Source organism: Natronogracilivirga saccharolytica (genome assembly GCF_017921895.1).
GTDB lineage: Bacteria > Bacteroidota > Rhodothermia > Balneolales > Natronogracilivirgulaceae > Natronogracilivirga > Natronogracilivirga saccharolytica.
The window spans coordinates 156751-171072 of sequence record NZ_JAFIDN010000003.1; the positions used below are offsets into that span (position 1 = coordinate 156751).

Annotated in this window: 13 protein-coding genes; 6 read left to right on the forward strand and 7 right to left on the reverse strand. The window is 52.8% G+C overall.

From position 1 onward, the window contains the following. Window positions 1–15 precede the first annotated feature (15 nt). The gene (locus NATSA_RS05135) at window positions 16–351 is read right to left on the reverse strand and encodes a YtxH domain-containing protein (RefSeq protein ID WP_210510934.1); all 336 of its coding nucleotides are present in this window, start codon (window positions 349–351) and stop codon (window positions 16–18) included. Window positions 352–485: 134 nt separating this feature from the next. Here NATSA_RS05135 and fsa point away from each other — a divergent pair, with 134 nt between their 5' ends. Next, on the forward strand, window positions 486–1139 hold the full coding sequence (gene fsa / locus NATSA_RS05140) for a fructose-6-phosphate aldolase (protein ID WP_210510935.1): 654 nt from the start codon (window positions 486–488) through the stop codon (window positions 1137–1139). 105 nt (window positions 1140–1244) lie between these two features. Here fsa and crtI read toward each other — a convergent pair whose 3' ends face one another. The 3 genes from crtI to NATSA_RS05155 all read right to left on the reverse strand — a co-directional run bounded on the left by crtI (window position 1245) and on the right by NATSA_RS05155 (window position 5116). Then, window positions 1245–2747, reverse strand: coding sequence for a phytoene desaturase family protein (gene crtI / locus NATSA_RS05145; protein WP_210510936.1), 1503 nt, complete (start codon window positions 2745–2747; stop codon window positions 1245–1247). Window positions 2748–3053: 306 nt separating this feature from the next. Continuing rightward, window positions 3054–3878 (reverse strand): septal ring lytic transglycosylase RlpA family protein, encoded by an 825-nt coding sequence (locus tag NATSA_RS05150; protein ID WP_210510937.1) that lies wholly within the window; start codon window positions 3876–3878, stop codon window positions 3054–3056. A gap of 44 nt (window positions 3879–3922) precedes the next feature. Then, window positions 3923–5116, reverse strand: coding sequence for a class I SAM-dependent rRNA methyltransferase (locus tag NATSA_RS05155; protein ID WP_210510938.1), 1194 nt, complete (start codon window positions 5114–5116; stop codon window positions 3923–3925). 47 nt (window positions 5117–5163) lie between these two features. Between NATSA_RS05155 and NATSA_RS05160 the strand changes: the two genes are divergently transcribed. Further along, window positions 5164–5340 (forward strand): hypothetical protein, encoded by a 177-nt coding sequence (locus tag NATSA_RS05160; RefSeq protein ID WP_210510939.1) that lies wholly within the window; start codon window positions 5164–5166, stop codon window positions 5338–5340. Window positions 5341–5365: 25 nt separating this feature from the next. Here NATSA_RS05160 and mgtE read toward each other — a convergent pair whose 3' ends face one another. After that, window positions 5366–6733, reverse strand: coding sequence for a magnesium transporter (gene mgtE, locus NATSA_RS05165; protein ID WP_210510940.1), 1368 nt, complete (start codon window positions 6731–6733; stop codon window positions 5366–5368). A gap of 233 nt (window positions 6734–6966) precedes the next feature. On the opposite strand from mgtE, the gene NATSA_RS05170 reads away from it, so the two are divergent. Then, window positions 6967–7488: a macro domain-containing protein gene (locus NATSA_RS05170; RefSeq protein ID WP_210510941.1), complete on the forward strand. Its 522-nt coding sequence runs from the start codon at window positions 6967–6969 to the stop codon at window positions 7486–7488. 67 nt (window positions 7489–7555) lie between these two features. Continuing rightward, on the forward strand, window positions 7556–8740 hold the full coding sequence (locus tag NATSA_RS05175; protein ID WP_210510942.1) for a DUF4405 domain-containing protein: 1185 nt from the start codon (window positions 7556–7558) through the stop codon (window positions 8738–8740). A 16-nt stretch (window positions 8741–8756) separates the two neighbouring features. Here the strand turns inward: NATSA_RS05175 and NATSA_RS05180 are convergent, their stop codons facing one another. Beyond that, a complete protein-coding gene (locus NATSA_RS05180) occupies window positions 8757–9416 on the reverse strand; it encodes a phenylalanine--tRNA ligase beta subunit-related protein (protein ID WP_210510943.1) in 660 nt (219 codons plus the stop codon). A gap of 153 nt (window positions 9417–9569) precedes the next feature. Between NATSA_RS05180 and NATSA_RS05185 the strand changes: the two genes are divergently transcribed. Further along, window positions 9570–10016, forward strand: coding sequence for a DUF4168 domain-containing protein (locus NATSA_RS05185; RefSeq protein WP_210510944.1), 447 nt, complete (start codon window positions 9570–9572; stop codon window positions 10014–10016). A 305-nt stretch (window positions 10017–10321) separates the two neighbouring features. Beyond that, window positions 10322–11401, forward strand: a complete 1080-nt coding sequence (locus tag NATSA_RS05190; RefSeq protein WP_210510945.1) for an HPF/RaiA family ribosome-associated protein — start codon at window positions 10322–10324, stop codon at window positions 11399–11401. A gap of 103 nt (window positions 11402–11504) precedes the next feature. Here NATSA_RS05190 and katG read toward each other — a convergent pair whose 3' ends face one another. Beyond that, window positions 11505–13700: a catalase/peroxidase HPI gene (gene katG, locus NATSA_RS05195; protein WP_210510946.1), complete on the reverse strand. Its 2196-nt coding sequence runs from the start codon at window positions 13698–13700 to the stop codon at window positions 11505–11507. Window positions 13701–14322 lie beyond the last annotated feature (622 nt).

Consider the following 14322-nt stretch of genomic DNA (forward strand, 5'->3'; position numbering starts at 1 on the left):
TCAGCTCATTCCGGCTTAGTTATTCCGGTTCCCGTCGCCCTTGGCATCGTCTCCTTTGGTGTCACCGATGTTTTCAAGCAGTTTTTCAGCCTCGGAAATGAGATCTTCAGCGCGCTTTTGTGCTTCTTCAACCACAAGATCCCCTTCCTTTTTGGCATCAGAAACAATGCCTTTTTCCTTTTGAAGCCGGTCAACGAGGCTGCTCAGCTCATCCACATAATTGTTCAGGCGATAACTGATACGGTCCCGAGTCGTCGCCCCCTTGTCCGGTGCATAAAGAAGAGCAATCAACGAACCGATTACCGAACCCGATATTATTCCGAATATGAACCCCTTGGGAAATTTACTCATGTCTTGCCTATTTGAAGTGGTCGGAAGTAATGTAATTGTAATAAAATAAGATTTTTTTTGAAAGAGATCGTATTCTCTTATAAATTCAACGAAATAAGACAAATAAATTACATATACAAAACCGAGCAGCCATTATGAAATTCTTTATCGACACTGCAAATCTTGATGAGATACGCGAAGCGCATGCCATGGGCGTACTTGACGGAGTGACAACCAATCCTTCGCTGTGCGCCAAAGAAGGCATTGCAGATTTTGACGGATTTATAGCAGAAATCTGCGGTATCGTCGAAGGAGATGTATCCGCCGAAGTTGTTTCCACCGATTACAAAGGAATTCTGGAAGAAGGCAGAAAATTTGCAAGAATAGCCGACAACGTAGTGGTAAAGGTGCCCCTGATCAAAGAGGGTATCAAGGCCATCAAGACATTCTCCGAAGAAGGTATCAAAACCAACTGTACGCTCTGTTTTTCACCAACCCAGGCACTGATTGCCGCAAAAGCGGGCGCCACATACATCTCGCCGTTCGTCGGACGTGTAGACGACATTTCCACTAACGGCATGCAGCTGATCGCTGAAATTGTTGAAATCTATCAGAACTACGGCTATGCAACGGAAGTGCTCGTGGCCAGTATCCGTCATCCCATGCACGTCGTTGAAGCGGCACGTCTGGGCGCTGACGTTTCCACCATGCCTTTCGGTGTGATCGAAAAACTGGTCAAGCATCCGCTGACTGACATCGGACTCGAAAAGTTTTTGTCCGACTGGGACAAGCTGCAGGCGTCGCAATAATTCGGATTACCATGCCGCAATACAGCACGGTATTGTATTTCAGCATGGTTGCAGCATGGTGTTAAAAAACCGTGCCGTATCCCTTTCGGATCATACTGAATCGCATCAGGCCGATCCGTTCAGCGGGATATCGTTGCGAATCAGGTTTTCAGCAATTACCGATGACGAGAGTACGCCCGGTAGTCCGGCTCCCGGATGCGTCCCGGCCCCGACAAAATAGAGGTTCGGGAAATCCTCCGAACGGTTATGCGGACGGAACCAGGCCGACTGAGTCAGCAGTGGCTGTACGGAAAATGCCGATCCCTTGTGGCTGTTGAGCGTATCACGGAAATGCAGCGGATCGATGTGCAGCCGCGCCTTGAGGTGCTTGCGCAGATCGGGCAGGTAATTTTCCTCCAGAAACTCGAGGATTCTGTCCCCGTACGGCTCTGCCATTTCATTCCAGTCCGTATCGCCGTCCAGATGGGGAACCGGGGACAGCACATAGAACGACTCTCCGCCTTCAGGTGCCAGAGAGGGATCGGTGTAGGTCGGCATGTGAAGATACAGCGAGAAATCGTCGGCAAGCTCTTTCTTGTTGAAAATATCGTTCAGCAAGCCTTTGTAGCGTTCGCTGAGGATGATATTGTGATGCTTCAGTTTGGTGTCGGTATACCGCCGGTCTGTGCCGAAATACATCACAAAAAGGGACATGCTGTACTTCATTTTGTCGATTTTGCGATTGGTGTAGGTCTTCCGGAGGGATTCGTCGATCATATTGCGGTAGGTAAAGGCAACATCACCGTTTGAGATCACCGCGTCGGCGGGCACGAACTCCCCGTCGGACAATTCCAGCCCTTCCACCTGCCGGCGGTCGTTGATTCTGATCCGCTTGACTTCGGTTTCCAGATGGATCTTGCCGCCAAGCTCTTCGATCAGCTTTGTAAGTCCGTTGACGATGGATCCGGTTCCGCCCATGGCATAATGAACGCCCCACTCACGCTCAAGGTAATGGATCATGGCATAGATGGAGGTGGTGTCGAACGGATTTCCTCCCACCAGAAGCGGATGAAAGGAAAAGCAGCGCCTGAGAAATTCATCTTTAACGTATCTCGAGACATACTTGTACACGTTCTCATGCGACTTCAGGCGGATCAGATCGGGAGCCACCCGGAGCATATCCATAAAAGAGAGGAAGGGCTGATCGGCCAGCTCCACAAAGCCTTTCTGAAAGATTGCCCTGGTCGTCTGCATAAATTTTCGGTAGCCCTCCTTGTCCTCCGGATTCCACCGGTCAATTTCAGAAAAAATGAAAGATTCGTCGCTGTTGTAGTCGAAATGACGACCCTCATGGTTGAAAATCCGGTAGAACGGCTGACAGGGGACCAGCTCAAAATAATCCTCCCGCTTTTTTCCGGCCTTGTTGAAAATATCATCAAACATGAAAGGTGCGGTGATGACGGTCGGACCGGCATCGAACCGGAAGCCGTTCTCCTCGAACACATAGGCGCGTCCGCCCGGTTTGTCGCGTTTTTCAAATAATGTGACGTTGTAACCTTCGGCAAGCAGCCGTGCCGCGGCACCAAGTGCTCCGAATCCGGTACCTATGATGGCAATATGTTTTGACATGGATGAGTCTCAATAGTTGGTTGGAAGATGAATCAAAAATTTTAAACAGATGAAATGAACATGACCGGGTCGGCGCCCGGACACACAGGCGCATGATTACATACGGTCATGACATTACATGTGACGACATAAATCCAAACATTTAAACACATGAAAAAAGCAAAACGCAGTTTTCACCGCTATCGTTCAGCAATCTCAGATAATATAACCTGATGAATGACAATTGATAGTAAGAATCTGTCACTTCTGCAGCTGCCGGAAAAACTTTACTGATGTTCGTCGGCAAGTTGTCGTATTCTTTATCTGTCAATTCTGCAGCTGCCGGACAAATCCGTCGTGCCCGCGCCGCTTGAGACGGTTGAGGTCGCGGTTGGCATCGCTGCTGCTCCGGTAGCGGCCGTAATAGACGCGATAGACCGTGCTCCCGTCCACCTCCCCTGAGACCACGCGGCTGCTGCGAATCTGCCGGGCATAAGCCTCGGCATCTTCCTTGCGGTTGTAAGAGCCGAGCTGGATGGTGAACTCCTCCCGCCTGATATTTCCGGGTCCTCTTGTGCGGATGGGTTTCTCGGAGTCAATAAGTATCAGCCGGACAGGAGCAATTCCGGAGTCGAGCATATCGATCCGGTCGGCGGCTTCTTTGGACAGGTCGATGATGCGTCCCCGCGCATACGGCCCGCGGTCGTTGATGCGGACATCTACATGCTCGCCGTTGGTCATGTTCACCACACGGACCCTGGTGTTAAACGGAAGCGTCCGGTGTGCCGCGGTGAGTTCGTTCTGGTCGTAGGTTTCCCCGTTTGCGGTCTGCTTGCCGTGAAAACCGGGACCGTACCAGCTGGCTTCGCCCTGTTCCAGCACACTGCCCGGTCGGGGACTGGTGGTTCCGCACGAAGCGAGCAGCACGGATAGCAGCATCAGAACCGGCAGATTGCAATCGCGAATCAGGCTGGAATTACGAATCAGTTTGAAATTGCCAATGCAGCTGAAATTGCGAATCGGGTTGCAATCAGGATGCAGACTTAAACTGCGAAACAAACTGAGCTTGCGTAACAGGCCGAAACTGCGCAACAGGCCGAAACTGCGCAACAGGTAGGAATTGAAAATAAGATTTGTTTGCTGTGATTTCATACGGACGGTTTTCAGGAGTCCGGATGCTATGGGCAGCGAGCTTTTCAAAAGTCAACTACCCTGAAAATAAGAAACTTCAGATATCCGGTCTCCGGCATTTCAGGAAGAACCGGGTGGTCAGGCGCCGCACCTCCCTCATGCAGGAGCTGGACGCGCTTGCCGGTGTCGCGGCAGGCTCTGCGGACCGAATCCAGGAAGGCATCCGCTGTTATGTGATGGGAACAGGAGGATGTTGCCAGGATTCCGCCGGGCTGCAGCATTTCAAGGGCATGACGATGAATTTTGCGATAGGCGCGAAGTGCCGGTCCGACCGACTTTTTGCTGGTGGCAAAATTGGGCGGATCCAGGTTGATGGCATCAAACCGCGCACCTTTGGCGGACCATTCCGGAAGCTTTTTCATCAGGTCGGCTTTCTGAACCGAAATCACCTCATCAAGGCCATTCATCCGGACATGCTCCTGCGCCGCATCGCAAACCGATTGTACGCCGTCAACGGCAACGACTTCCTTTGCACCGGCTTGTGCCGCGTTCAGTGCAAAGCCTCCGTAGTGGCAAAATCCATCCAGAACACGATCACCTTCGGAAATGTAGTGCCGGAACAGCACGCGGTTGTCACGCTGATCGAGATAAAATCCGGTTTTTTGTCCTTCAACCGGATCGACCCGGTACATGACCGAATTTTCGGTTATGGATACCGATAAATCGTTGACTTCTCCGTGAATGACTTCCGTATGCTGCTCCAGGCCTTCGCGGTCGCGCATGGCATGGTCATTTCTCAGGACGATGAAGTCGGGATCCAGAAGCTCCTTGAGCGCATCGACAATGATATTTCGTTGCTTTTCCATGCCGGCACTCAAAATTTGCAGGACCAGCCCGCCGGCGTATTTGTCCACAACAAGTCCCGGAAGGCCGTCACTTTCGGAATGGACCAGGCGCATGGCATTGGTGCTTTGCGCCAGGCTGTCCCGCGCTGATATGGCATTCCCGAGCCTCTGTTTCCAGAAACCGGCATCGACGGAAAGAAGCTGACCAGACAGCAGCCGTATGGCGATAAGCGAGTGGGGGTGATAGAATCCGGTTCCGGCATGCTCTCCGTTGGCTTCGCAAACCTGCACGACGGTACCGGGCTCCGGCCGCTCTTCGGGGTGAACAATTTCATTGCTGAAAATCCAGAGATGGCCGGATTTCAGGCGTTTGTTTTTGCCTTTGGCAAGCAGGACACGGGGGTAATCTGACATGTAATCAATACTTTTTGAGTGAAAATTCCTGTGACAATATATAGCTAATGGCTGAGAATTTTTCACCTTTCGGAAGAGAGAATACAACCGGCGGTCATTCAGCAGGTCAACCCCAGAGCATTCCGCAGATCACCCAACTGATCACCCCATACATCATCCAGAAGATCACCCTGTTGATAATCCGGCAGATCATCCGGCAGATCACCCGGCAGATCACCCCTTAAATCATCCCTCAGATCACCTCGCTGATTATCCCGTAATAAGGCTTGCCAGGAACAGGGTACTCAGCCCCAGATAGATGCTCACACCTGTAATATCTGTAATGGTAGTCAGGACCGGACCGGTCATCAGTGCCGGGTCTCCGCCCAGGCGTTTGATGAAGAACGGGAGCGTACCACCTATGAGCCCCGCCAGCAACACATTGCATCCCAGTGCAAAACCGGCAACCATGCCAAGCACCGGATTGCCCTGCAGAAGGACCGCGATTACCGTGAACAGGGTGCCGAGAGCAAGTCCGTTAACAAGTCCGACAATAATCTCCTTTCTTGCTGCTTTCAGGTACTGGCTCATCCTCACTTCACCAAGAGCAAGGCTCCGGATGGATACCGAGAGCGCCTGAATGCCCACGTTACCGCCCATGTCGGTGATCATCGGAAGGAAAATGGCCAGCGCTGCAACAGCCTCTATGGTGGCTTCATACGAAGCAATCACCGCAACGGCGCCGAGATTCAGAAACACATTTGCCGCCATCCAGGGCAGGCGCTTTTTAACGGAATTGACCGGAGTGGTGAAAAAGGATTCATCCACCGAAGCCGCACCCAGTTTCACGAACTGATCAGCCAGGTTTACTGACAAGATGTCGATGGCATCATCAAGCAGCAGGACTCCGGTAAGCACATTTGCGTCATTGACAACCGGCATCATCTGATACCGGCGGTTTCTGAGCAATTGCGCCGCATCAATGGCCTTGTCATTGACGTGCACGACCACAACATCTTCAGAAGCGACCCCGGAAATCGTCTTCACCGGATCGGCCCGCAGCAAATCTCTCAGGGACACCACACCGCGGGGGCAACCTTTGTCATCAACAACATAGATGTAGGCACGGTTCTGAACCCGGTTGGGGGCATCTTTCAGCGCTTTCAGTGTATCTCCGACGGTCGCTTTCTCCCGCACGGCAATAAAATGGGTATTCATCACCGATCCCACAGTACCCTCGTCATACTGCATCAGATTTCGGATGTTCTTTTCCACCTCGGGATGAATACTGTCAAACAGCTCCCTGCCCTTGCTGTCATCCAGCAACGAAACAATGTCTGCCGCATCATCCACCGGTGCGCGGGCAATCAGTCTTGCAGAAACTTCGGGATCCAAGTGGTAAAATAGCTCAGCAGCTACTTTTTTCGGCATTTTAACGAGAATGTCTGCAGCGTGTTTCTCTTCAACTTTTTCCAGAAACGGAACGACGATATCGTTGCTGTAGCCGGTCAGAAGCCCGGCGATGCGTCCGCTGGAAATATTGGGTGCGATATTCGCGGCATCATCCACATTGCCCTGTTTCATGTTTTCAACGAACTGTTCGCGGTAAGCAAGAAGCACTTCGGGTTCAAGTATCATAGATCGGAAGAAATGGATTACAGGTCAGCTACGAGATCACATAAGCTACCATATTTCAGCAAATTAACCAGCTTTCCGTCAGTTTTTATGCCAACTGACCACTGATCACTGATCACTGAATACTGAATACTGAATACTGACCACTGATCCTGCTTGTTTTTCATCCTGCCAGATATCATATTACAATAAGGTATTGCTTTGTGTCATTAATCCATTGAAGAGGGAGTGAAATTATGAGTGACCAAGTCAAGCTGGAGTGTGTGCAGGGCGATATTACCGATCAGCCCGATCTTGATGCCGTTGTGAATGCCGCCAATGCCGAGCTGCGTACGGGCGGCGGCGTTGCAGGAGCCATACACCGGGCAGCCGGACCGGATCTGGAAGAGGCTTGCCGGCCGCTGGCCCCCATCAAACCGGGTCAGGCTGTTGTGACATCAGCATTTGGCCTGCCAAACAAAAAAATTATTCACTGCCTGGGACCGGTTTACAATATCGACAAACCATCCGATCAGCTGCTGGCGGATTGTTACCAGAATGCGCTCAGGCTTGCAGATTCGGAAAAGCTGGCATCGCTGGGGTTTCCCGCCATATCCACGGGTGCATTCGGATTTCCGGTTCATGAAGCGGCCGAAGTTGCGGCAGACGCCATCCACTCCGTACTGTCCGGACTCAGCCATCTCCGGCTGGTGCGAATGGTGCTGTTCAGTCCCGGAGACAAGGATGTTTTCCAAAAGGCGCTGGGAATCAGCCGGTGAACTTTGCCGCTTGCGGATCGTATAACATACGGAAGCATCTTATTAACCAAATTATTTACGTGAAGCAATGAATCAATATTCCCGGCCTTTTTCCATACGTGGCTTTGTATCATTATTAATGGCGTTTACCTTTCTCGGCCTGGCCGTATCCGGAGTGATCATGTATATGGCGCCGCCATGCGGCATTGCCGGTCAGACGGGCTGGACCATGCTTTCACTCACCAAAGTTCAGTGGGTGTCGCTGCATCAGGTCACCGCCCTGATCATCCTTGTGCTTGCGGTCATCCATCTGTTTGTATACAACTGGAAGACCTTTATGTGCTACTTCCGGAACATGAAGTCCAAAAGAAGAAGGCAAATCGAGAAACAGCAGGAAATGGAATTGAATGACTCAAAGATACGGATCATCCGCATACCGCGGGAAGTCTACCTGTCACTGCTGGCTGCTGTAGTGCTCTATGCCGGAGCACTGACGCTGATGCCGCCCTTCGGATGGCTCCATGAGGGAAGCGAAATTATTGAAGATCGCTACAGGAAAGAAGCTCCGGCCGGATCCGGGCGCGGTCAGGGGTATGGTGATCAGCAGGGCTACGGTCTCGGAGATCGTGACGGCCGGACTCAGCGGGAGATGGCGGTCAACTCCAGTGCCGTTATACTCCCTTCCGACCGAACGGATTCTGATGAAAGTGATGGCGAGCAGGCACGAACCGGTCGCGGCGACGTCACGGGCGAAGGGCAGCATGACGGCTCCGGTTTGCGCGATGGCTCAGGTGAAGGTCTGCAGGACGGTACTGGCGAAGGAGTGAGAGACGGATCAGGAGAGGGGCTTCGTGACGGATCGGGCCGGGGAGCCCGCGATGGATCCGGTGGCGGACTGCGTGACGGCAGCGGACAGGGATTGCGGGATGGTTCCGGAGCTGGCCTGCGGAATGGTTCAGGCGAAGGAGCACGAATTGGTTCCGGGGAAGGTCTGCGCGACGGATCGGGTGTGGGTCAGCAGGACAGTATTGGAGAAGGCTTGCGAGATGGCTCGGGTGAAGGTCAGCAGGACAGTACCGGAGAAGGCTTGCGCGATGGATCGGGAGGAGGTCTTCAGGACGGCTCAGGTGAAGGTGTAAGAGACGGCTCGGGAGAGGAACGTCGTGACAGCAGCGGAATCGGCCGCGGAGAAGACGGTTCCGGTGAAGGACGCGGAGAAGGTCAGGGCCGCCGGGATGGATCCGGCAACCGTGACGGACAGAATGTATCCTGACAGACCGGCCGTCAGATTACACTATGGCATACTCCACCTGACCGGACACCGTTTCCATCAGTTCCGCAAACTCCTTCATGATATCGGAAAGTGCCGGTTTGCCGTCCCATCCGGCTGGATAATACACAGCGACGGCAATGTTGCGGGTGCCGTCATCCGTTTTGGTTTGCTGGCAGTCCTTGACCGGTGAGACTACGGGCGTTTCCTCTCCGCCGGCAACGGCATAGCCGGATACAAGGTCTTTCAGGCCTATGGTCTGTCCGGACGGGTTGAACACAAACTGCTCGCCATCGGCGCCGGTGCGGAAAAGCCAGGAATCGGACGCAATTTTGTCCGTATCCCACAGTGAAATCGGGACCAGGTACGCAAGCGAGATGTAATTATTGATATCGGCGGCGGTGTTGATGCGCGGGAAATTGCTTTCAGAAGCCGCTCGCAAGAGATATTCGGAAGCCGGCTTGCCGCGGCCGGTCGGTTTGTAGCTGCCGATCCGCATCATATCCCGGCAGGCTTTCCGGAAGGCATCCTCATCCGGATTCAGAGCATTGCTCCGCTGATCAAGAAGGCGGGACAGCCGCTCCTCAAGCAGCGGAGAGTCAGCGGTATTGTCCAGCCCCCTGGCCTCAAGCGCACCGATCAACACCTTGTCCTGCAATTGGTTTTTAAAAAGTAACATGATGTTTTATGTTTTAAAATCATTTTAAAAATTAATATTTGAAAAAAGATAGAGAGGGGGGAGTGCGTTCGCAACTTACAATCGGGTCACCGAAGAATAAAAAAGAATTGTGATCCATAAAAAAACAGCATATAAACATACCGAGGTATTGATATGTTTCGCACATTGTTTGCATTTGTATTTTTGCTGTCGTTTTCGCTGACGGCATGCGAGGAAAGATTGCCGCCGCCGGAGGAAGAGCCTCCGCCGGGAGAAGAACAGCCTCCGCCGGATGATCAGCCGCCACCTGACGACCAGCCTCCTCCGGATGATCAGCCGCCTCCCGGACCTATGGGAGAGAGCAGCAATGCTCCTCAGCAGGAAGCTGACCCGGACATTGAGGTCACACAGGATGATCTGGAAGCCATCGCCGAAATTGAGGTAGAGGCTCAGAATCTACAGATTGACCGCCATACTGATCCGGAAGGATTTGAATCGCTGGTCCGGGATGAAGGAATGGAAATGGAGGAGTATGAACAGCTGAACTTTGCCATTCATCGGGACCCAGAGCTTCAGCAGCGACTCTATGAAAAGATTGAAGAGTTGCTTGAAGACGCCTGATGACGACCAGCGGTAAGAATCAGAAGTATAGAATGAGAAGAAAAGAATCAGAAAGCCGGGCGGAAGCGTCCGGCTTTTTTTATGGGCAGGCATCCCGCTTTTACTTCAAGCCGCCATTCCGCTTTTATTTCAAGCTGTCATCCTGCTTTTATTTCAGTACACTATCCCGATTTTTTGCCCCCCCATCCCGCCTTTTCTCGAAACGAGACCCCGGTTTTGTTTTGTTTATTGGGTAGAAATATGCGTCGCGACGGCTTTGCAATGTGCCGTTTTGTTTAATCAAAGTGAATCAGAGAGGTGATTGTATGCTGAAGCACATTATTCACAACCATAAGAAACTCCTCAATAAAGAAAAGGCCGAACAATTTGAAGGTCTTATACAAAAGCAGACACAAAAACTGCAGCGCTATTTCAAGCGGTACCGCAAGCCGGTTGTCCTTGATATCATTCTCTCGGAAGATGACCGGCAATACCATATGACATTGAACCTCAACATGCGTTCGGGTCCGGTTATTGTGAAGCGCAAGAACAGTGACCTGCGGGCACTGACTCATGATGCTTTTGATTCGCTGAAAAACAGAATTACCGAAACACTCGAAAAAGAGAGGAAAGAGCATCTGTATACCAAAAGAAAGCAGCGTTCTGAGCATTTCGATGAGCTGATGGGATATCTCCGCGAAACCCGCGAGACGGCGGACCGCAATACGTTTGAAGCGTTGCTGAAACGCGGTGTGCCGGGCCTGCGCAACTATCTGGATCGCAGAGTGAAACAGACAAACACGGCTGCCGGGGAAGACACCGGGCTTCGGGTTGACGATTTGGCCGGTGAACTGTACACCAGAATTTATGATCGCTTCGGCGATCATCCCGAAGAGGCGGGAAGCCGGCTCTCCTGGATGTATGGCCAGGCCGACTCATTCATGGAAGAAAAGCTGACAGAGAACGATCTGCTTGAGACTTCCGGAACCCCGGATGATGCCCGCACCGGCATCCCGCAGGAACCCGAGTTTACCTACTCGGTGGATGCCGAAGGGGAGCTGGTCCCTGTGGATGAACTTGACGACCCGGTCTTCATCCACAATATGTACAACATCGAGGATATTTTTACCGAAAATCCGGATGAAGCGGAAGAAATGCGGCTGAAGGTGGATGAACGGATGACGCGGGATGGATTCCACCACCTCGTATCATCCGAGCTTGCCACACAGCCGTTCTTCAAGCGCAGCGTCTTCGATCTGTACATTATCGACCGGTTTGAGGCGGATGAGATAGCGGATATCAAGGACTGCAGCAGCAAGGAAGTGGAACAGGCGCTGCTTGAAGTCCGCACCTATCTCAAGGAGCGCATCCGCAGCAGGATCAAAAGCGAGGAAGTTGCACCATGATGGCTGTTCTGTTTTTGTCAGCCATGGCCCTCCGATAAAAAAAAGGGGGACAAGCCGTTGCCGGCCGTCCCCCTTTTTACGTTACAGTGCGATGCACACGGCATCAGGACAAGTCATAACGATCGAGATTCATGACTTTATCCCATGCGGCGACGAAATCATGAACGAACTTTTCGCCGGCGTCATGTGATGCGTACACTTCCGAAAGGGCACGCAGTTCGGAATGGGAGCCGAGAATGAGATCGGTCCGCGTTCCGGTCCATTTGTGCTCGCCGGACTTGCGGTCGTGACCCTCAAACACCTGCTCGTCATCCGAAACGGCCTTCCAGGTGGTGTTCAGATCAAGCAGGTTGATGAAGTAGTCGTTGCTCAGCGCCCCGGGACGGTCGGTGAACACACCATGCTTCGAGTTGTCGTAGTTGGTGTTCAGCACCCGCATGCCGCCGAGCAGTACGGCCATTTCAGGCGGCGTCAGCGTCAGAAGCTGCGCTCTGTCGACCAGCCACTCTTCCGGCTGCGACTCATCGGGCGCCCGGAAGTAGTTCCGGAATCCGTCCGCCTGCGGCCTGAGGTAATCAAATGACTCCTCGTCGGTTTGTTCCTGGGAAGCATCCGTCCGGCCGGGGGTGAACGGTACGGTGACCTTGTGTCCGGCCTTTTCCGCAGCCTTCTCGATTGCGGCGCATCCGCCAAGCACGACAATATCGGCCAGCGATACTTTTTTGTTGCCGGATTGCGCGCTGTTGAACGATTCCTGAACCTCTTCAAGGGCATTCAGAACCTTGGACAGCTGCTTCGGATTGTTGACTTCCCAATCCTTCTGCGGTGCCAGCCGGATCCGTCCGCCGTTGGCGCCGCCGCGCTTGTCCGACCCGCGGAAGGTGGACGCAGATGCCCAGGCCGCCGAAACGAGTTCCGAAACGGACAGGCCGGTGGCGAGGATCTTCTCCTTCAGTTCGCGGATATCCTGCTCATTGACGAGCTCATGGTCAACTTCGGGCAGCGGATCCTGCCAGAGCAGGTCCTCCTCGGGGACTTCCGGACCCAGATAGCGGGACTTGGGGCCCATGTCGCGGTGCGTGAGCTTGAACCAGGCACGCGCAAACGCATCCGCAAACTCATCCGGATTCTCATAAAAGCGGCGGGCGATTTTCTTGTATTCCGGATCCACTTTCATGGCAATATCCGTGGTGAGCATGAACGGAGCATGCTTTTTATCGGGATCGTGGGCATCGGGAACGGTGCCTTCGCCGGCGCCGTCCTTGGGCCGCCACTGCCACTTGGCGCCCGGACCCTTGTGGACTTCCCACTCATACTCGAACAGGTTCTTCAGAAACCGGTTGCTCCATTCGGTAGGCGTTTGCGTCCACGTACCTTCGAGGCCGCTGGTGATCGTATCGGCGCCTTTGCCGCTGCCGTAGGAATTTTTCCATCCCAGTCCCTGCTCGTCGATGGGGGCGGCTTCGGGCTCGGGGCCGAGGTGATCTTCGGTGGATGCGCCGTGCACCTTTCCGAACGTATGTCCGCCGCAATTAAGCGCTACGGTCTCCTCATCATTCATCGCCATCAGGCGGAACGACTGGCGGATGTAGTGCGCCGCTTTGAGCGGATCAGGCTCGCCGTCGGGTCCTTCCGGATTGACATAAATCAGGCCCATGTGATCGGCGGCAAACGGTCCTTTCAGTCCGCCCTGCTCATCGTGGCGCTTGTTGTCGAGCCATTCGCCTTCCGGCCCCCAGTTGATGTCCTCCTCCGGCTCCCAGATATCTTCGCGGCCGCCGGCAAAACCGAACGTTTTGAATCCCATCGATTCCAGGGCCACGTTGCCGGCCAGGATCATCAGGTCGGCCCAGGAGAGTTTGTTGCCGTATTTCTGCTTGACGGGCCAGAGCAGCAGGCGGGATTTATCGAGGTTGACGTTGTCGGGCCAGCTGTTGACGGGGGCGAACCGCTGGTTGCCGGTTCCGCCGCCGCCGCGGCCGTCGACCACGCGGTAGGTCCCGGCGCTGTGCCAGGCCATGCGGATCATCAGCGGGCCGTAATGACCAAAATCGGCAGGCCACCATTCCTGCGAGTCGGTCATCAGCTCTTCGAGGTCCTTCTTGACCTCCTTCAGATCAAGTTTCTTAAACTCTTCGGCGTAATCAAACTCCTCACCCATGGGGGTTGACCGGGAAGAGTGCTGACGCAGGATGTTGAGGTTGAGGCGGTTGGGCCACCAGTCGCGGTTTTTGGAACCGGCGACGGCTGATTGCTTGTTGGCGCCACCGCTGAAGGGGCATTTGCTTTCGTTGCTCATATTCTGACTTCGGTAATTTTAATGATGACGTTATTCATGACTGGCCGGTTCGGGACGCGCTGTCCGTCCGGCGGTAATCGGCGCAACATGCCGCCAAATAGAGAAGGCCGGGCACATTATGCCGAAGGATATCCATTGTAACAACATGGCGCAAGCAGAACATTCCGGATTTTTGGGGGGGCTTGTTGATTCATTATCCTTATAAAAGGTGACCTTGTACATCAAGTCTGCGATGATATCCTGTTTCACAGTCCGAATCAGGTAAGAGATATTTTCAGAAGCGAAAACAAGTAGCTCTTAAATTTCTGAGCAGAAATAGAAAAAAGTTTTTGAAATCATCTTCATAAATCAATGCTAATCGGGATCAGGAGAAGTAAAAACCGGCGTTTAATTAGCATATACAGAAGGCAATCTGTCAACCCCGGCATATTTTATGTCCAAGTCACTGAATAAATATGTAAGGAATTGAAGAAGTCTTTTCAAATGCTCATAAAAGCTGCTTTTTACATCTGTCAACCCTTGTCTTTGTTTTATCGTTATAAGCAGTTGATATGTAATGAACTATATGTAATGAGCAGTGGGGTTTTCATAATGTATAGGAGGTTGACAGACAGAGCAAGAC